This is a genomic window from Streptomyces cavernicola, from assembly GCF_029968035.1.
Classification (GTDB): domain Bacteria; phylum Actinomycetota; class Actinomycetes; order Streptomycetales; family Streptomycetaceae; genus Streptomyces; species Streptomyces cavernicola.
The window spans coordinates 1-18,231 of the sequence record NZ_JASCIQ010000055.1 but is presented as its reverse complement, the minus strand read 5'-3'; the positions used below and the strand labels follow the sequence as shown (position 1 = coordinate 18,231).

19 protein-coding genes are annotated in these 18,231 nt (G+C 68.3%); 3 read left to right on the top strand and 16 right to left on the bottom strand.

The annotated features are described in order from the left end of the window. Positions 1–190: 190 nt before the first annotated feature. From QIS96_RS34505 to QIS96_RS34480, 6 genes are all read right to left on the bottom strand, one after another. Positions 191–658: a DUF6082 family protein gene (locus QIS96_RS34505; protein ID WP_282546792.1), complete on the bottom strand. Its 468-nt coding sequence runs from the start codon at positions 656–658 to the stop codon at positions 191–193. A gap of 79 nt (positions 659–737) precedes the next feature. Continuing rightward, entirely contained in the window at positions 738–1,286 is a 549-nt protein-coding gene (locus QIS96_RS34500) for a hypothetical protein (RefSeq protein ID WP_282546791.1), read from the bottom strand. Positions 1,287–1,399: 113 nt separating this feature from the next. Continuing rightward, positions 1,400–1,600: a DUF5999 family protein gene (locus QIS96_RS34495; RefSeq protein WP_282546790.1), complete on the bottom strand. Its 201-nt coding sequence runs from the start codon at positions 1,598–1,600 to the stop codon at positions 1,400–1,402. After that, the gene (locus QIS96_RS34490) at positions 1,524–2,102 is read right to left on the bottom strand and encodes a DUF6302 family protein (protein WP_282546789.1); all 579 of its coding nucleotides are present in this window, start codon (positions 2,100–2,102) and stop codon (positions 1,524–1,526) included. The genes QIS96_RS34495 and QIS96_RS34490 overlap by 77 nt, the downstream gene beginning before the upstream one ends. Further along, a complete protein-coding gene (locus tag QIS96_RS34485; protein WP_282546788.1) occupies positions 2,099–2,578 on the bottom strand; it encodes a DUF6415 family natural product biosynthesis protein in 480 nt (159 codons plus the stop codon). Before QIS96_RS34485 ends, QIS96_RS34490 begins: the two co-directional genes overlap by 4 nt. Further along, positions 2,542–2,979, bottom strand: a complete 438-nt coding sequence (locus QIS96_RS34480) for an ATP-binding protein (RefSeq protein WP_282546787.1) — start codon at positions 2,977–2,979, stop codon at positions 2,542–2,544. Before QIS96_RS34480 ends, QIS96_RS34485 begins: the two co-directional genes overlap by 37 nt. 680 nt (positions 2,980–3,659) lie before the next feature. Here QIS96_RS34480 and QIS96_RS34475 point away from each other — a divergent pair. Beyond that, on the top strand, positions 3,660–4,616 hold the full coding sequence (locus QIS96_RS34475; RefSeq protein ID WP_282546786.1) for a hypothetical protein: 957 nt from the start codon (positions 3,660–3,662) through the stop codon (positions 4,614–4,616). Positions 4,617–4,619: 3 nt separating this feature from the next. Here the strand turns inward: QIS96_RS34475 and QIS96_RS34470 are convergent, their stop codons facing one another. The 3 genes from QIS96_RS34470 to hpf form a co-directional block, all read right to left on the bottom strand. Continuing rightward, positions 4,620–5,651 (bottom strand): NAD-dependent epimerase/dehydratase family protein, encoded by a 1,032-nt coding sequence (locus tag QIS96_RS34470; RefSeq protein WP_282546785.1) that lies wholly within the window; start codon positions 5,649–5,651, stop codon positions 4,620–4,622. 296 nt (positions 5,652–5,947) lie between these two features. Next, complete coding sequence (locus QIS96_RS34465; RefSeq protein ID WP_282546784.1) at positions 5,948–6,889, bottom strand: 4-phosphopantoate--beta-alanine ligase; 942 nt, start codon at positions 6,887–6,889, stop codon at positions 5,948–5,950. Positions 6,890–7,159: 270 nt separating this feature from the next. Next, the gene (gene hpf, locus QIS96_RS34460) at positions 7,160–7,477 is read right to left on the bottom strand and encodes a ribosome hibernation-promoting factor, HPF/YfiA family (RefSeq protein WP_282546783.1); all 318 of its coding nucleotides are present in this window, start codon (positions 7,475–7,477) and stop codon (positions 7,160–7,162) included. A gap of 338 nt (positions 7,478–7,815) precedes the next feature. Here hpf and QIS96_RS34455 point away from each other — a divergent pair, with 338 nt between their 5' ends. Beyond that, positions 7,816–8,820, top strand: a complete 1,005-nt coding sequence (locus QIS96_RS34455) for a hypothetical protein (RefSeq protein WP_282546782.1) — start codon at positions 7,816–7,818, stop codon at positions 8,818–8,820. A 184-nt stretch (positions 8,821–9,004) separates the two neighbouring features. Beyond that, a complete protein-coding gene (locus QIS96_RS34450) occupies positions 9,005–10,192 on the top strand; it encodes an alpha/beta fold hydrolase (protein WP_282546781.1) in 1,188 nt (395 codons plus the stop codon). A 40-nt stretch (positions 10,193–10,232) separates the two neighbouring features. Here the strand turns inward: QIS96_RS34450 and QIS96_RS34445 are convergent, their stop codons facing one another. The 7 genes from QIS96_RS34445 to QIS96_RS34415 all read right to left on the bottom strand — a co-directional run bounded on the left by QIS96_RS34445 (position 10,233) and on the right by QIS96_RS34415 (position 17,882). Then, on the bottom strand, positions 10,233–11,615 hold the full coding sequence (locus QIS96_RS34445) for a condensation domain-containing protein (RefSeq protein WP_282546780.1): 1,383 nt from the start codon (positions 11,613–11,615) through the stop codon (positions 10,233–10,235). Further along, on the bottom strand, positions 11,612–12,886 hold the full coding sequence (locus QIS96_RS34440) for a cytochrome P450 (RefSeq protein WP_282546779.1): 1,275 nt from the start codon (positions 12,884–12,886) through the stop codon (positions 11,612–11,614). The genes QIS96_RS34445 and QIS96_RS34440 overlap by 4 nt, the downstream gene beginning before the upstream one ends. A 43-nt stretch (positions 12,887–12,929) precedes the next feature. Continuing rightward, positions 12,930–14,129 carry a cytochrome P450 gene (locus QIS96_RS34435; protein ID WP_282546778.1) on the bottom strand — a complete coding sequence of 400 codons (1,200 nt, stop codon included), beginning with the start codon at positions 14,127–14,129 and terminating at the stop codon, positions 12,930–12,932. Positions 14,130–14,219: 90 nt separating this feature from the next. Next, positions 14,220–14,783, bottom strand: a complete 564-nt coding sequence (locus tag QIS96_RS34430) for a hypothetical protein (RefSeq protein ID WP_282546777.1) — start codon at positions 14,781–14,783, stop codon at positions 14,220–14,222. A 108-nt stretch (positions 14,784–14,891) separates the two neighbouring features. Beyond that, complete coding sequence (locus QIS96_RS34425) at positions 14,892–16,085, bottom strand: cytochrome P450 (protein WP_282546776.1); 1,194 nt, start codon at positions 16,083–16,085, stop codon at positions 14,892–14,894. 165 nt (positions 16,086–16,250) lie between these two features. Continuing rightward, positions 16,251–17,471: a beta-ketoacyl-[acyl-carrier-protein] synthase family protein gene (locus tag QIS96_RS34420; RefSeq protein ID WP_282546775.1), complete on the bottom strand. Its 1,221-nt coding sequence runs from the start codon at positions 17,469–17,471 to the stop codon at positions 16,251–16,253. Between the two features lie 78 nt (positions 17,472–17,549). Continuing rightward, on the bottom strand, positions 17,550–17,882 hold the full coding sequence (locus QIS96_RS34415; RefSeq protein WP_282546774.1) for an acyl carrier protein: 333 nt from the start codon (positions 17,880–17,882) through the stop codon (positions 17,550–17,552). Positions 17,883–18,231 lie beyond the last annotated feature (349 nt).

The following is an 18,231-nucleotide window of genomic DNA, read 5'->3' as shown; positions in this document are numbered from 1 at the left end:
GGAACATGGGCGTGGGGGGCTGGGCCGGCCGCGGCTCCCCTACAGAGCGCGGCCGGGGCGCCGTTGCGCGGCGCCGCCTCCTGATCGGGGGACGGCCTCCGGCCCTCGGTGCACGGGCACGGTGGTCCACACGGCCGCCAGGAGGCCCCGGCTCAGGGCCGCGCGTCTCGGGCGGCGCGCGGCGTGGAGGTCAGACCGCTAGCGGGTCCGGGTCGTCCCAGGCCTGGTCCTGGCGTGCGTAGAGGCTGTACTCGTCGCGCATGACCGAGTTGAAGTAGCGGTCCTTGCGGCCCGTCTCCTCGTCCTCACGCTGACCGGCGAAGAGCTTCCAGTAGTTCCGTGCGGCTTCGCGCTCCATGAACCATCGGGCCTGCATCCTCAAGCCGTGCTTGTCGAGCAGCCCCGCGTGGAACTTCGCGGAAAGGAAGCTGAGCAGCCGGTTGCAGCACAGGTGCTGCAGGTGCTCCTCATCCGTGACGTCCCCGCCGGGAGGCGACCAGATCCTCCGTAGGTCCGCATCCGCCGCCACATCCGAGATCCACTTCTGATGCAACGTGGCGACACGCAGCCTGAGTTGCTGCCGGTGTCGGCGCTCGGCGAGCGCGGCCCCTGCGACTCCGATCCCGGAGGCGGCGAGTACGGCGTGCGCAATTTTCATCTCAATTTGCCTTTCATTGCTGGGAGTTGGCGACCAACACGGATCACCGAATGTCGGCCACGAGGGGGCGAGGGGGCGTTCAAGCAGCCCGTCGGCGGATCGGCGTGAGATCGCGCAGGTCAACGACCTGGTACTGCCGCAGCTCGCGCACGAGCTGCGAGGCCAGGAACCAGCGCAGGCGCGGGTCGCCGTACGGAACCGGGACGTCGTCGCCCGCCAGCGCCTCGGGCCCCGTCCTGCCGAAGCGGTACGGCGTGCCGATCACCCCGAACAGAGGACACCGGGTCGCCAGAAGCGCGACGTGCCCTTCGCGCATGAGGTGCGGGCACCGCTCGGCGGCCATCCGGGCGTGCTCCAAGCACACAGGCGGCTGAGCGGTCCTGATCGGGCCACTGAGACCGTTCACGTCACCCGCGTCCGCGGTCTCCAGGAACAAGGTCCCGGCCCCGGTCTTGGCACGCCCAGCGCACATCTGGCACCGCAGATAGAGCATCGTCTCCCGCTGCCGAGCAGGGTGGACCAGCTTCCACTGCGGGTTGCCCGTGGGCTGGTTGTCCCGGCCGAGCACTTGCGAGACCCGCGCCCACAGGACGTCGCGCAGATCGCGGTCGTCGACCGCCTCATCCACGTACGCGAGCCTCGGCCCGTCCGCTTCCCGCCGAGGACACAAAGCGATCAAACTGTCCGCTTGTTCGCCTTCCCGACCAGTGATGTAGGGGACGGCCGTGGTGGCGATCCGGCTCATACAGCGACCTCGATCCCCGCAACACCGGGCCGGCGCGGCGCCACGACCTCACCGCTCGGAAGCAGCTCTCCGGTGTCGAAGAGAACGACCCGGTTGCACAACAACGTCCAGCCCTGCACGTCACAAGCCACTATCGCCACTGCCGCTTCCCTGTCGGAGGCGGAGGCCGGTGGACACGGGGGCTTGTGCAAGCACATGAGGCTGGTTCCTTTCAAAGCTGGTACAGAAATCGGGAGTTGGACCCTCTCCGGCAGAGACGTAGCCATGAGAGAACGGTGCGATGAGCGCCGAAAAGGAAGGCGTGGAGGAGGCGCCATGGATGAACTCGGCGATGGCTTCCTCGCAGTAGCCGTAGAACCGGCCACGCTCCACGTCGTCCCAGCCGGGAGCCTCGCCACCCCACTCGACCACGTGGCAGGTGTCCCGGAACGGGGACCAACGCACGCGGAGCCTGGTGAAACCGGGCTTGCCTTCCAGGAGCGAGCGGACCTCCAGCGCATCCGTCAGCAGCTCGAAGGACATGCACCCGCCGCGGCGAGTGCCGCCGACCGGAACAGCGAGAAGGGGCGCACGAAACCGGCAGACGGCCACCGCCTCGCCCAGCACGGACGAGTCCGCGAGCAGAGACCGGAAGTGCTCGTAGTCATAGGCCTCCGTGGCAGGCAGCACCCGCAGGGGAGGGAACACCCTCGACGTCACGCGGCCTCCCGCACGCAGTTGAACGCGACGAGTCGGTCGTACAGCTCGTTGGTGATCCAGCCCAGACGGCGGAGGTAGGGCAAGGCCTCGTGGTGCTTCCCTGGAAGTGGATCGGCGTGCAGTGCACGCGCTCGCCGCACGAGAACCGCCGCGCAGGTGTCCCGATCAGCTGCTTGGCTGCTCAACGCGATACTCACCAGGCTTTCCAGGTGTCCTTTGAGGTTCTCGGCGATGTCCTCGATCGTGGCTGGGCTCGGGGGGACTTCGTCCAGCGCTGAGGCCACGTCGTCCAGAAGGGCACCGCCGTCGAACGGCACCCAGCTCCGCAACCGGTCCCTCAACCGCTGGAGCCCCACCACGTCAAGGGGCGGCTGCCAATGGGCAGTTGAAGAAGCGGTACGCCCGCTGTCGATGTCAGGAACCCCTGGCCTGGTTGCCGTCAGCACGCCGTCCTCGCAGCGATCGAGAACGCGCACCACGTCATCGTTCCGTCGGGGCTGACGCCGAAGCTGTCCGCGAGTGCGGCCACGAGGAACAGCCCTCGGCCGTTCTCCTCAGTCAGCTCCGCGGAACGCACTTGGGCCGGGACCGGGTTTCCGTCCGTGACTTCGATACGGAGATCCTGGGCGGAGTACTTGACGCTGAACCCAACAGGATGTCCGCCGCCGTGCAGTACGGCATTGGTCACCAGCTCGGAGACCACAAGGCTCACGTCGTCCACCAGTGTGCTGAGACCCCAACTCCGTAAGTTCTCCGCGGCCTTCTGCCGCATCCGACGTACTTGCGGCTCGGCCGGCGGGAAGCGCGTCTCGAAGGCGAGTACAGCCGCTTCGCCCGTGTCTGCAGCATCCGACGCAACAGCTTTGGTGCGGGTCATCGTGGCTCCTCCAGCGCCTTGCTCTTGAGCCCTTGGCGACCGACGTGAGCAACAGGAACAGGTCCAGGACCACGTCGGTCGGTGCGGGGGATCAACACTTGCGCTGTCGGAACGGAGCGACCATGTCACGGCGGGTATCACTTCGCGCTTGGTCGGGTGACGCGGGTATCACCGACATGTCATTTGGCATCCACATCTGCCCAACGCCTCTTTCCCCCAGCATGGTTGGGCAATAGTGGGTTGGGGCAGCTGAGCCGCCCTGCCAGTCGCGCTCACGGGTCAGGAGGGATCCCACGATGAAGTTGCAAGCGAGATCGCTGCTCCAACTTCTCGTATGGGAACGAGGCTGGACGTACAACCAGTTCAGAGACGAGTACGAGAAGGCGGCCCGCGAGGTCTCAGCAGCGGCGGGCAAACCCCTGTCGACCGCCACGGTAGAAGAGCAGACGTACCGCCGATGGACTTCGGGGCGTGTGCGGGGAATTCCGAACCGGCCGGCTCCTCAGGTCCTGGAGCACATGTTCGGCCATCCCGTTCGAAGCCTGCTCAGCCCGCCGATGGAGGAGCCACCGGCTCCTCCGCACCAGCACGTAATTGCACTCAATGAAAGTGAACTCGCTATGACGGCTCGGGATGCAGCTGCACACGCCAGCGGTGCCGCCTCCCTCAACGTGCCAGACATGACCCTCGACCAGCTCGACGACGATGTCATTGCTCTGGCCCGGGACTACAACCGCACGTCGCCGGTCGAGGTGTATCGGCGAGCCAAGGAGCTTCTGAGCATCGCGCAGACCTTGTTGGAGCGGACGGAGGTTCCCCGCCAAAAGGAACGGGCGTACCTCGCAGCCGGCCAGTCGGCTTCCCTTCTGTCCGCGGTCTGCTTCGACTTGGGGTCGCTGCCCGCGGCGGTATCCCTGTCCCGCACGGCGGCGCTGTACGGGCAGGTCATCGAGCACGGCCCGCTCCAGGCGTACGCTCACGGCGCACTGGCCTTTCTCGCGTTCTGGGGCGGGCGACCGTCGGAATCGGCCCGGCTCATCCAACAGGCGCAGCGCTTCGGCGGGCTCGGGGACACGGCACGGACCCGTCTGTCCGTCATCGAGGGCCGCGCTTATGGACACTTGGGCAACACGGCCGCCGCCGAGCGCGCAATTCGCGACTCCCTAGACCAGAGCACCGGAGACCGCGACGATCTCCATGACGACATCGGCGGTGAGTTCGGATTCGCCAGCGAACGCGTCGCGATGAGTAACGCCACGACCTACCTGCTGCTCCGCGACTCCGAGGGAGCCGAGGAAGCAGCAAGCACCACCTTGGAACTGCTCTCGGCCCTACCGACGGACGAGCAGCCGATCCTCATCTCGTCCCAGGCGTCCGTGGACTTGGCGCGCGCCCGGCTGCTTCGTGGTGAACTCGCCGGTGCCCACGAGGCCCTCGAACCGGTCTTCTCCGTACCGACGGCGTGGAGGAGCGCAGGCGTCCTGGAACGGATGGCCGCCGTACGAGCGGAGCTCCGCCGCCCCGACTTCAGTGGCGCGGCGGAGGCGGCCGGCCTGGGCGAACGCATCGAAGAGTTCTCGGCAGCCGCGACCGCACAGAAACTCAGTTCCGCCGCGCCACTGGCGATCGAGGCCTGACCCTCAGCCACCCAGCTTGGCCAGGACTTCCGCTTCCTTCTCGGCCGAGATCCCGTGCTCGGCCCAACGCGGGTGCTCCACCGGCGTACCGCCGCTGCTCAGCCACTCCCACGTGTCGGCAACGGTCTCGGCGAGCGGCCGGCACCGTAGCCCGGCCTGCTGAGCTCGGGTGGAATCGATCCGCCACGCGCCAGCGTGCGTACGCCACAGCGGCAGCTCGGTCCACTGCTGCACACCGTGGTCGATCAACAGGTCATCGGGTGCCCAGACCAGGCGACCAGCCCCTCCCGTCACCTCCAGGCACGCATTGAGGAAGCCACTCATCGTCTCGTGCCCGATCGGGGCCGTGACGTTGTACGCATGGCCTCCTACGGCCTGCGCCTGGTCGAGCGCAAAGTCAGCTACATCGCGAACGTCGATGGGTTGGATCCCCTGGGCAGGGTCCCCCGGCGCGAGGATCTGCCCGCCGCTCTTCGCCCGACTCAACCACCACGGCAGTCGACCCACGTACTCGCCCGGCCCCAGGATGACTCCGGGGCGGAGGACCGACACCCTCTCGACGCCGAAGGACTCCAGGGCAGCTCGTTCCGCGCCGGCCTTCTGGCGCCCGTAGTACCAGTCCGGCCCGTCCCAGTCCGCGGGGAGCCGACCGTAGTCGATATCCGCGTCGGCGGGGCCGTCCAGAACCTCTGACGCCTCCGACAGCGGCTCGTTCGGCCAGCCCCGGTAGGCGTTCACCGTGGAGATGTAGACGTACCGTCCCGCGACCGGCTCCAGGGCTCGCGCTCCAGCCAGTACGTCACGAGGAGCGAGCTCGGACGCCGAAGTATCGACCACCGCATCCCAAGGGCCGTGCGAAGCCAGCTTCGCAAGATCGCCCCGGATGGTTCGATCCCCACGGATCTCGGTGACGCCTTCGGGCGCAACCCCTGAGCGCCCTCGGTTGAAGGCACTCACCTCCCACCCTCGGTCCAGAGCCGCCTGAGCAACCGCCTTCCCCAGGAACCACGTTCCACCCAGCACAAGAATCTTCATGGCTCGATCCTGCCCGCCGCACCCTTGCACGCGCCATGCCCTTCGGGCTGCTACGCATCCGCCGCGACCAGGTCAATGCACCCACAGTAGGCCCAAGGACTTCGCGGGCAGTGTGGAGTTCGCGCACCGGAAGTTTTCGTTCCAGGTCGCGCCGTCCTTGTTCCTGGACCCGCACCAGTCCTGGGTGCTGAAGGGTCGGCGAGGCTCCCTTTTCGTCAGCCCGTCCCGGGCTAGGCGCGCGATCTGGGTCGCTGCGGGTCCGCCGGAACGGTCTGTGCGGCGCCGACAGACGCGCTTCATCCACCTGACTGCGAGCTGGGCTCCAGCTGCAAGGGCATCGCGTCGATCAGCCGGGTTCCGCCCACCTGGACTGCGGCCAGCAGCCAGGCCGGCCCTTGCTCAGGTGCGGATTCCAAGCTGGGACCAGCCAGTTGCAGGTAGAGCGTCCGGACGGGTACGTCGCCGCTGTCAGCGGCCTTGAGGAGGTTGGCCGCTGCGGCGAGGACATCGGCTGCCCCGCCCTGTTCGGCTGCCACACCCACTCCGGCTGTCAGGGCGCGCGGCAGGGCCAGCGCCGCTTCGCGCTCGGCGGTGGACAGGCGTGTGTTGCGGCTGGAGAGCGCCAGGCCGTCGCTCTCGCGCACGGTCGGCACGCCCACCACTTGAACGGGCACGTCCAGGTCGAACACCATGCGACGGAACAGCGCCAACTGCTGGAAGTCCTTCTCGCCCAGGAACACCGCGTCCGGCCCCACCAGGTTCGTCATCTTGAGCATCACGGTCAGCACCCCGTCGAAGTAGCCGGGCCGCCCCTCCGCTTCGAGGACTTCACCGCGCGCACCGGGTGCCACGGTGATCAGCGGGCCGCCGTCGCGGTACACCTCGGCCGTGTCGGGCATGTAGAGAACGTCGACGCCCTCCTCGCGGCACAGCCGGGCGTCCTCGTCCGGGGTTCGCGGATAGACGGCCGGGTCTTCGTACTGCAGCGGGTTCACGTACACCGTCACCACGACGTGGTCGTGAAGGCGCCGGGCTTCCCGGATCAACGACGCGTGCCCCTCGTGCAAGGCCCCCATCGTGATCACCAGGCCAACGGTCCCTGTCCAGCCGACGCGCATCTCCGCCAGCCCGATCCGTTCCTCCACCACGATCACGCGATCCGCCCCCTCGTCCTCATGGAACCGTGCCGAATGCGGCAGCGAACTACCCAGCTCTTTCCGCTCGCCAAACGCGGGCATCGTGGGTTGGGTGCGCAGCCCCTCAAGTCCAGTGCCCATTTGGACAGTTCCGAGACCGCCGCCGTGCGCGGAAGGCATCCATTCAGGGCGACGAGCGAGACGTCGTGGCCGGACTGAGGGTGCCGCCGCGTGTTCGATCCAGCTGCCGAACAGCGTGTCGGTGGCTGGGCCGATGAGGGTCCACCGGCCGCCGATGAAGCTGTGGCTCGGTGGACCCTTCGCTGCCTGACTCGTCGTTGCGGCCTTTGCCAACGGCCGCAAGGAGTGGCGTTAGCCGAGTCCCGGTACGTTGATCCGGCCGACCGTCCGAGTCGTCTTCGTACCTGACGTGATCTTTGACTCCAGCGTTGAGACGACACGATCGATGGACTGGTACATGTCGTGATTGCGTTCCGTTGCGTAGTACCGAGAGTCTCCTGCTGCCAAGGCAACCTCGGCGATGAATTCACCGCCCTCGGTGCTCAGGGTGACCTCGGCGGAAGTTCCTGTACGAGGGAGGTGTTGCTGCAGTGCCGCCACCCGTTCCTCAACACCTCTGCGAATGACGTCAGTCCCAGTCATGTGCCGAAAAGTAACGTTGATCTCCATGGGGGGGCATGGTCCCTTGATCTGACGGAGCCCCCGCCCATTCACCTGATTGTGAGTGCGTCTCCGCGCGCCGTTGAGCGACAGGGCCGCCCGTCTCGGCGGTGCCTGCGGCAATGGGACGGACAGTCCGCCGCACCGCACTTCTGCGATGCAATACCCAGCCATTGGCCGCACCGCATTGCCGGCCGGTGGGCCGAGCTGGACGTATGCCTGCCGCCTCCGGTCAACGCCTGTGGCTGTGCCGCTGGTCGGCCCATGTATCTGCGGAATGTGACGGATCGTTTCGTCACGGCGTGTAACGCTCTGGGATGCGGAGCGACGGGTGGGAGCCTGGCTTCGTGATCAAGACTGAGAATCTGACGCAACAGTCTGTGCGCGACTTCGTGAAGGCGTTCAACGAGCGGGACGACGATGCGTTGAGGAATGCCGCCCCGGAATTCACCTTCACGATCGGTTCCATGAGAGGCCTACCGACTCGTGAACTGCGGTCTCGTTTCAAGGCTTTCGTTGCCGTCGAGGAGCAGGACGACGGGCTCACCCTCACCGGGTTCGCGTCCCAAGGACTTCGTCTCGTGCCGGTCCGGTGGACGTTCACGGTCGACATGTTCGACCGCGTAGAGCAGCTGGAGGTCTTCCTGGGCGTGAGCGTCTCGGAAGACGGGATGCGCGACATCGAGACCGAGCTGCGGGAGAACATCCCCGCCCAGGCCGCCGCCGCCAAGTTCGCCCGCGCCCGTGACGAGAACGGGCGCACCCACCCCCAGGGAACAGCCCGCCGCATGCGCCTGGGAGACCACTACCTCGTGCACCGATGGGAGGCGGGCTCGCTCAGGAACGTCGACTGGGTCAGCACGTCCGAGAAGGCTGACGACGACGTCTTCCGGTCCGTGCGCAGCCCTTCCTCCGGCGACCACGACGACCGCGGCGGCGGCCACCGGAACGTCAGCAGTGTCTCCTCCCACTTGGAGCTCCAGCTCGGCTGGGACGGTGACGGCTACCAGAAGGCCACCGTGTCCTACTGGGCCAAGCCCTACTACTGGGATGCCGTCAAGTGGTACGCAGAAGTGCGCACCCTGTCCGACCAATACGTCCCGAAGATCACCGGAAAGCTGACGCTGACAGACCCCGCCGGCACGGAGGTCAGCGCCGAGAAGATCACCATCAGCGGCGGCCGGAAACCGTACAAGCGCACCTTCTCCCGCGAGTTCGAACTCGGGAACCTCACCCCCGGGACGTACACCCTCTCCTTCACCGACGCGTTCAAGACCGGCGGAACCTGGGCCGACAGGCACCAGGACCGAGTCGAACTGACAGACCACACCGTCACGTTCACCATCGGCTGACCAGACGCACGCACGACACCAGGCCTGTCCAATGGGCCGCACAGACGTCGATTTAGGGTATACGTCACGGAACTTCGGCGTATCTCCCTAGCCAGGCTCCTTGGTTCGGATAGTTAGTGGATCTTCCCGATTCCCTGACCGAGGAGCCGTCGTGCTTTGTCGTCGTCCCCTGGGCAGGCGTGCCGTGGCAGCGTTCGCCGCCGCAGCCTCCGCCGTGCTCACCGTCCCCCTGTCCGGCGAAGCTGCAGCCACCGAGCAGTTGCCCGCGCAACAGCAGCCGACGAGCCTGCCCGCCGAGAACGGCGACGTGCTCAGCTCGGAGCCGGGCGTCTTCTACCTGGATCCCCTCAAGGCCATCAAGGTCAGGGCGAGCGTGCACCGGATCATGTACCGCACCACCGACCGCACCGGAAAGCCCATCGCCGTCACCGGCACCGTGCTGAACCCCGTGACCTCCCCGTACGGCCAACGCCCGATCGTCGGCTTCGCCCCCGGCACCCAGGGCCTGGCGGACAAGTGCGCCCCCTCCCGCCAACTGGCCGAGGGCACCGAGTACGAGGCGCTGCCCATCAAAAAGCTCCTCGACCGGGGCTTTGCCGTGGTGGTGACGGACTATCAGGGGCTGGGCACACCCGGTGTCCACACCTACATGGACCGCGAGGCGCAGGGCCGCGCCGTGCTGGATTCCGTTCGGGCGGCCCAGCGTCTGGACTCCGTAGACCTTCCGGATGCCGGGCCGGTCGCGCTCTACGGCTACTCCCAGGGCGGCGGCGCATCGGCTTCTGCCGCCGAACTCGCCTTGACCTACGCGCCCGAACTCAAGGTCAAGGGCGCAGTCGTCGGAGCTCCACCGGCGGACCTGAAGAGGGTCGCGGACAGCATGGACGGCTCCGCCTACGGAGCGTTCTTCAACTACTCCCTCTCCGGCCTGTCCACCTCGTACGGCATCGACATCGGCCCGTATCTGAACGCCCGCGGCAAGCGCGTAACGAACGATCTGCGGGACAACGTGTGCACGACGCAGGCCCTCGCCAAGTACCCCTTCCTCAACTCGCGTTTCCTGACCGCGGACGGACGCCCGCTCACCGAACGCCTCCAACGCGCCCCGTGGAACGCGATCGTGGCCGACCAGCAACTCGGCAAGCGCAAGCCCGCAGCACCCGTCCTGCTCTCCCACAGCGCCCTGGACGACGTCGTCCCCCAGCAGGTCGGCAAGAACCTGGCCGCCGACTGGTGCCGCCAGGGCACGCGCGTGAAGTTCGCAGGCAACCACATCCCCGGCCACATCGCCGCAACCCACGGCACCAGCACCGAGGGACTCCCCTGGCTCGCCAACCGCTTCGCCAACCGGACCGCACCCAGCACCTGCTGACGACGGAGTGCACGGCCCGAAGAACTGCCCTACAGGTCCGTCATCTTGATGCACCCGCGTAGGCGCGCAGCGTACGAATGAGCCTGTGGACCAGGGCGTTTACTGTGTGCCGTGCTCGCGGGGTGTCGGCATGGAGGGTGTTCAGGTGCAGTCCGCTGTGGTTGCGATGGAACCAGAAGAAGGTTCCGTTGGAGGCGGGGTACCACAGGTGCACTCTTGCAGTGCGTGTTGATGGGTGTTCGGCCCCGGGGGCGGTGCGGAAGTCCAGGTAGGAGAAGAAGTTGACGGGATGGTGGTCGGTGGCGGTGTCCTCCGCGTAGCCGAGCAGTTCTTGTGCGCGCGCGGAGGCCACGGCGACGTGTCGGCGCCCTGCTTCGTAGCCCTGGAGCGCCTGGGCGATCAGGGTGTTGAAGGGGGCTTGGCGCGGGGCGGGGATCTCGATGGGTACGGCGTTGACGAACCAGCCGACGGAGTGGGAGTAGCGGTCTGGTTCGCGCCGGTTGAGCGGCATCAGCGCCCGGTAGGTGTCGGGGCCGCCTTCGTCCCGGACAGAGGTGGCCGTTGCGGCGAGGAGTCCGGTGAGCAGGGTTCCGCCGGAGGCACGGCAGGCTGTTTCCACCCGTTGCGTGAGGTGATCGGGCAGCAGGGTGTGGGTGCGGTTCAGTGACGGGTAGCGGTGGTGCGGCTGGACGCCGAGGTCGAGGGGGAAGCTGGGGAGGAACTGCGCTCCGGGGGCGGTGAAGTCCCGCCAGCCCCGCAGTTGGTCGTCTTCTGCGCGCAGTGCGCGGTTGAAAGTGCGCTCCTTGCGTGCGAAGTGCCAGAAGGTGTCCGCGGGTGTCGGGTCAGGTCGGCGGTTGTGGGCGAGGTCTTCGTAGGCGCGGGTGAGTTCTGCGACGGTGATCGGTGCGGAGAGTACGTCGGCCACCAGGTGGTCGTAGACGACGTGGACTGTGGCCGAGTTCTCGCGGACGACGGCTCCCATGACTACCAGGGGTCCGGTGATCGGGTTCACCTGTCGCAGGAGCTGGTGCAGGTGGGCGCGGGTCGAGCTTGGTGAGGTGAGTGGTCCTGCCTCGATGTGTTCGAGGTGGGTCTCCTGGGGTGCGTGGGCGTGGGCGGAAACGCCCCATGGGGTGGGGCGGCAGCGGGTGCGGAGGACCTCGTGCCGATGTGCCAGGTGGAGGAAGGCGGCTTCGAGAGCGGGCACGTCGATGCGGCCGGGCATCTGGAAGCCGCAGGCGATGGCGAAGGTGGCCGGCCGGTTCGCGGTGTGCGCGGACCAGGCTGCGCCGAGATGCACCGCCTGGTTGTAGCTGATGGGCCGGCGCGAAGCCGGGGCTGCGGGGGCGTCCGGGAACGAGAGGCGCCAGGTGTGGGCGTGGCCGGGCTCGAACTCGACCTGGTCTGGTGGCAGTTGGATCACGTGACGGCCTGGGGAGCGATGCTGTTGGTGCACACCGGGACGTGCTCATAGCCGCGTTCGATGAGCACTCCCTGCCGGCGCAAATCGGTTTCCGCGACGGCTGGGCGGAGATCGGGAAACCTGCGGAAGAGCGCGGTGAGCGCGACGGTCGCCTGCAGGCGGGCGAGGGGCGCGCCGGGGCAGTAGTGCGGGCCGAGCCCGAACGACAAGTGGCCGCCGTGTCGGTCCAGGCGCGCGGTGTCGGGTTCCGGGAAGGCCGCCGGGTCGCGGTTGGCGGCCGCCAGCGCGACCAGCACCACGGAGCCCTGGGCAATCACGGTGTCGTCGAAGGTGATGTCGTCGAGGGCGAAACGCCAGACGGAGACCGGGAAGGGACTGGTGATCCGGAGCAGTTCCTCGGTGATCCGGCCCATGGCGGCTTCGTCGCTGAGGGCTTGGCGCAGTTCCGGGCTTCGCATGATCTCGATCGCTCCGCAGGCGATCAGTGTCGTGGTGGGTGAGATGCCCCCGGAGAAGAGCCCCCAGGCCACGGAGAGAAGCTCCTCCGAGGAGAGGCGCCCCTGGCCGTGGGCGAGGGTGAGATGGGTGAGGAGGTCGTCGCCGGGCTTGCGCCGTTTGTGGCCGACGATGCGTGTCCACACCCCGAACAGTTCGGTCCTTTGTCTGCGGACGGCGGGGTCTTCGGGGTCGACAGCCCTGATCATCTCCAGGGTCAGGCGGCTCAGTTGCTGTTGTGCCCCGGCCGGGACGCCCAGGATCGTCGCGGTGATCCGTACGGCCAGCGGGCGGGCGTAGTCGGCGACCAGGTCCGGCCGGGCGGCTGCGGCCATGTCGTCCAGGAACTCGGCACAGGCGCGCGCGATGAACGGCTCCCATCGCTGCGCAGCCGTACGGGACAGCAGCGGAGCGAGGACGTTCCGCAGGCGGCGGTGGTCCGCGCCGTCGCTGTTGAGCAGGTGCCGGCCTTCGGCGGAGAAGAGGTCGTCGGGGTAGCGGCGGCCGCCGAAGCCCTGCCGAGGATCGGGCAGTCGGCGCATGTCGTGGGCCAGACGCGCATCCGCCAGCGCCTGCCGTGCCTGAGCTGCGCCGGTGATCAGCCACGCGACGAGGCCTCCGGGCAGCACAACCTGTTGGACGGGGGCCTGCTCCCGCAGTTGTCTGAAGGCCCTGGACGCGTCCCAGGACGAGGGATCGCCGGTCACCAGCGGCGGGTGCGGGCATGACGGGGCATCAGGAAGGCGGTGCAGTCCCTGCGGGCTGACGGGCGTCATGTTCGCTGGTGGCTTCCGTTCGCCGAGGGCGGAGTGTGATGGGTCAGGTGAGGGTGACGGGGAGCTCTGTCACACCGCGGATGGTGGCTGTGATGTCCTTGTGCCGGACCGGGCCAGGGGACAGTTCGATGCTGCGGGTCCGGGCGAGCAGCCGGCCGAGGGCCAGGGAGGCTTCCAGCCGGGCGAGCGGCGCACCGAGGCAGTAGTGGATGCCTGCGCCGAAGCTCAGGTGCGGGTTGGGTGCGCGGCCCAGGTCGAGCTGGCCGGGGCGGGCGAACACGCGAGGGTCGTGATTGGCCGATCCGATCAGCAGGGCCACCGGTGTCCCCGCATCCAGCGGCGTGCCCGCGATCACGGCCGGGCGCTGCACCGTACGGAAGGTGATCTGGATCGAGGAGTCGTAGCGCAGCAGCTCGTTCATCGCGGTGCCGTCCAGCTGCCCGCTGCCGAACTCGCCCCGGGCGGCGGCAAGTTGGTCCGGGTGATGCAGCAGAGCGAGGGCACCGTTGGTGATGAGGTTGGCGGTGGTCTCGTAGCCGGCCATCAGCAGCAGGGCGCACATCGGCAGCAGGTCGTGGCGGGTCATCGTGGACCCGGAGTCAGCCTCGGCGATCAGGGCGCTGAGCGCGTCGGGGCCGGGGCGCCGGCGTCGGCCGTTGATCTTCCGGTGCAGGTAGGTGACGAATCCGGCGGCCGCGGAGTGAGCGGCGGCCAGGTCGTGCTCGGCGAGGGCGTAGGGCGGGTCGAGGAGCCGGGCGATCGGTGGGGTCTGCTCGCGGATCCACGGCTGCTCCTCCTCGGGCAGCGCGAACAGTCCGCACACCACACGAAGCGAGAGGGGATACGCGAAGTCGGTGAGCAGGTCTACGTGTTGCTTCTCCAGCGCGACGTCGAGCAGGTCGTCTACGAAGGCGGCGATCCGCGGGGCCAGAGCGCTGATGGCCGACGGGCTGAAGAAGCGTGCCGCGATGCGCCGTAGCGGCCCGTGGTCGGGCGGATCCATGCCCAGGAAGGAGAAGATCCGGTTCGGCGCGGTGAGCGGCCCGTGCCCCAGACGGTTGTCCCGCAGGGCCTGCGACACCTCCGCATGGCGGGTCACCACCATCAGGCCGTGCGGCCCCTCGCACAGGGCGGCGGCACCGCGTGCCGAGGCGTAACGGGCGTACGGGTCGGTGTGCAGGTCGGGATCGAACGGGTCGAAGTACGGCCGTACGGCGAGCCCGGGGGCCGGTGGCGGGTTCATGCTCAGGTCTTTCGCGCGGGAGTGTTCACGGGTGCAGGGCGCGTCGGGTGTGGCAGCACCCCAGGGGGGACTACCACACCCGACAGGCGGTCAGGGCGTGTAAGTGACCCTGCCCGTCTGCGCGTTGACGATCTCTCCGCTCGGGTCGACCCCCACGCGTACTGACTGCCCGGCGGCCGAGACGGACCAACCGCCGAACCGCGTACTGCCGACGTCGTTGGCGCCCTTGATGGTGAGCTCCAGGACACCGTTCTCGCCCGGCTCCGTACGGAAGTCGGTGAACGTGCCCGTGGTCACCGTGCCGTCCGACCAGTCCACCCGGCTACGGAACACGGGCTTGCCGCCTGCTGCGATCGCATCCAGCGAAGGCAGTGTGCCGCTGAACGTGCTCTCGCCTTCGAGGTAGGGCTCCCCCTGCGCGTCACGGCAGGTGACGGTGCCCGTTCCCTCGAAGCGCGGCTGGCTGGGAAGGCCGATCTGCGGGGGTTCCAGCATGCTGCGGGACGTGGTCTCGCAGGTGACGGGCTGCGGTGCCGCAGTCGTGGCGGACGCGGCCGGTGTCAGCACCGTCATCCCCGCGCACAGGGCCGCGGCGATGAAGGTGACGGTCGGCAGGCGCCGGGCGGACCAGGCCGTTCTGAGAGAGGGACGCATGGGTTCTTTCCTTGCCTTTCCTTGGGTGACGTGTCCCGAGCGTGCGGTGCCGGGACCGGCTGGGGGGGGGAGGCTGTGCCTGGGAGATCGCCGTGCGACGAGACCCGGTCAGGGGTCGAGCACGACGGGGAGGTCCGTCCAACCGCGCACGTTTACCCGGTCGTTGGGACACGGGGAACCGGCGGGCATCATGCGGGGAAAACGCCGCAGCACGGCAGGAAGTACGAGGGAGGCTTCCAACTTTGCCAGTTGAGCGCCGAGGCAGTAGTGGGGACCACTGCCGAAGGAGAGCAGCCGGCTCGCGGGCCGCTCCGGCTCGAAGCTGTCCGGATCCGGGAAGTGCCGGGGATCGCGGTGGGCGTCACAGATCCACGCCATGACTTCCTGGCCTGCCGGAACCCGCACATCGCCGACGTTCACCTCGTGCCGGGCGATACGGGTGATCAGCCCGATGGGCGACGCGAGGCGCAGGGCCTCGTTGATCGCGGCGTTGAGGGCGTCCGCGTCGCCGGATGCAACCGAGGCTCGCGCCGGTGAGGCCATCAGCCCGCTGACCGCGTGGTCGAGCAGCGTCAGCGTGGTGTCGAAGCCACCGGCCAGCGCAAGGGCGAGCGCGGCAGCCGCCTCGCCGTCGTCGAGAGAGCCGGCGACCGACGAGGCCAGGTCGTCCACCGGCCTCGCCCGCCGTTCGGCCACCAGCCTGTCAAGACAGGGCCGCAGAGTCTTCGCCGCACGGTCCGCACGCAGCAGCGTGCGTGGTCCGATCTCGGGGTCGAGGAGGGCCAACAGCGGCTGCACCAGCTCGTAAAGAAGCGGACCGTCCTCCTCGGGCACGCCGACGAGAGCGCATCCGGTGCTGCGCGTGACCGGGAGCGTCAGCAGCTCGTGCAGATCGACGACGTCCCCACGTGGCCGCTCGTCGAGGAGGTCCAACCGGCGCTCGACGGTGGCGCGCACCACCTCGCCCAGCGCGCGCAGCCGAGCCGGCTTGAACGCGGGCGACATGACCTTTCGCAGCCGCTGGTGGCTCGCCCCGTTGTGGAACAGCATGTTGGTGCCGAACAGCCGCATGCCCGCGCTCTGTTGCCAGCCCGGGAGATGCGCGTCGAACCAGTCGGCGTCCTTCACCACGAACGCCGGGTCCCGGGCGATCACCGCCACGTCGGCATACCGCCTGAACACCAGGACGTCCCGCCCGGCCCGCAGACCGGGACCGGCCTTGCCGACGGACGACAAGGATCCAGGGCCCGGTCCGGACCCGTGCCCTGTGCTGTCCGGGACCAGGTCCGCGGTGTTCTGCACGTGCGCTTCCCCTTACGCTGCGACAACCCGACGACTCCGACGAGTCGGGATCGGACCACCCAGGGCAACGACCTCTGACCTCGAAGGACACGTGAGCGCGGCCGGATCCCCCTGATGCCTCACGCCGCACACCAGAAGGGCGGCCCGATCCCTCTTGTACCTACGTCAGACAGCTCCGAACACCAACGCCGCGTTCTGCCCGCCGAAGGCCGAGGACGTCGACAGCGCGCGGCTGAAGGCCACGCTGCGAGGAGCGCCGGTGACGATGTCCAGTTCCCGTCCGGGGTCCTGCTCGTCGACATTGGCCGTCGGCGGCACGGACTGCCGCTCCAGGGCGAGCACGGTGACCGCGGCCTCGATGGCCCCGGCCGCACCCATCGTGTGGCCGATGACGCTCTTCGTCGCCGTCACCGGGGGCACGCCGTCAGCGAAGACCCGTCGGAGCATGACGGCCTCCGCGGCGTCACCCAGCACGGTCGAGGTGCCGTGCGCGTTGACATGGCCGATGTCGCGCGGCAGGCATCCGGCGTCCGCCAGAGCCTGCCGAATGGCTTGCTCCGCGCCCGCCCCTTCAGGGTGCGGGGCCGTCGGATGGTGGGCGTCGGCAGAAGCCCCGTATCCGCACAACAGCCCGCGGATACGGGCCTCGCGGGCCTGCGCAACGTCGAGCCGTTCGAGTACGAGGACGGCTGCTCCCTCACCGAGGACGAAGCCGTCGCGGTCACGATCGAAGGGACGCGAGGCGAGGGGAGGCCGGTCGGTCCGGCGGGACAGCGCCCCCAGCTGGGAGAAGCAGACAGCACTCATGCGCGACCACGACTCACTGCCGCCCGCCAGGACCACGTCGCACAAGCCGCCAAGGAGCATGCCCCGGGCCACACCCAACGCGGTGCTGCCCGAGGCGCAGGCGCTGGAGACCGTGAAATTCGGCCCCCTGGCCCCGATGTCCAGGGCGATCTCACCGGCGACCATGTTCGGGACACTCCGAGGGAGCGCGAGCGGGGAGACCGCGGCGGGCCGTCCCTGACCGAGCCGCGTGAACTCGGCAACGTACGTCCGCAGGCTGTTCGAACCCACCCCGAGTACGACGCCGACCCGCTCCGCAGGACCGTCCTCGATATGCAGGTCCGCGTCCTCCACGGCACGGCGGGACGCCGCGATCCCCAGATGAGCGAACCGGTCCAGGCGCCGAGTAAGTCGCCCGCCGAGTTCGATCAACGGATCAAAGTCCGGCACATCACACGAGATGTCGACTGCCAGTCCCTCGAATTGCGGGTTCTTCGCGGCCAGCGAACGCCCGGAGCACAGGTTCTTCCAATTCGTCTCGGCATCACAGCCCGCCGGCGTGAGCAAGCCGATCCCGGTGACAGCCACCGCCTCACCCATCGGCCCTCCCCGCGATCCGGGCAGCCGAGTTGAACAGGCGGACGGGGCCGGAAACGAACAGCACACAGACACGGTCGGTCATCGCGCCAGAACACGCGCGATCGTCCGGGCCACCTGGTCCAGGGGCTCGGACCGGGACATGCCGTCCACCAAAGTGCCCATTTCCACGCCGGTACGTTCCTCGATGACCACACCCATCTCCATCAAGGCCAGTGAATCCAGGCCCAGTTCGTCGAGGGTCGTCGTGGGCGTCAGCATGTCGTCCGGGAACTCGAACAACTCCTGGAGAAGACCAACGAGGCTCTCCGTGCCGAACTCCTCGACCGTTTTTTCCGCCATCAACTCGTCCTTCCGTCCAAGGTGTTTCCACGGAGCAAACGACAACGGCACAGGGCGGTTACCGCTCTGCACGGCTGGACATCGAAGATCCGATACACACCTCTGGCAGGCCCGGCCGCGCCGAACCGGTGACAGTGCGGCTTGACTGCGGATCACACACTCAAAGTCGCGTGGAGCCGCCGGCGGTGAAGCCGAACACAGCGAGGGATGGGGCCGCTCAACCCTTTCGAGAGCATCGAGGGCTCTTCGTCGTGGGCCCCGCACCCAGCAGACTGGGCGGTGCTGGAATCAGCGGTCTGACCGGCCGAATCCCAGCCGACGACAGGGCCACCACCGGCGACCCGTTCGTCTGCCCATCTCTGGTCCAACGGGATGAAGCCTGCCGTGCCTACGCACCGGGGCCCGGAACAGGGCCGCTATA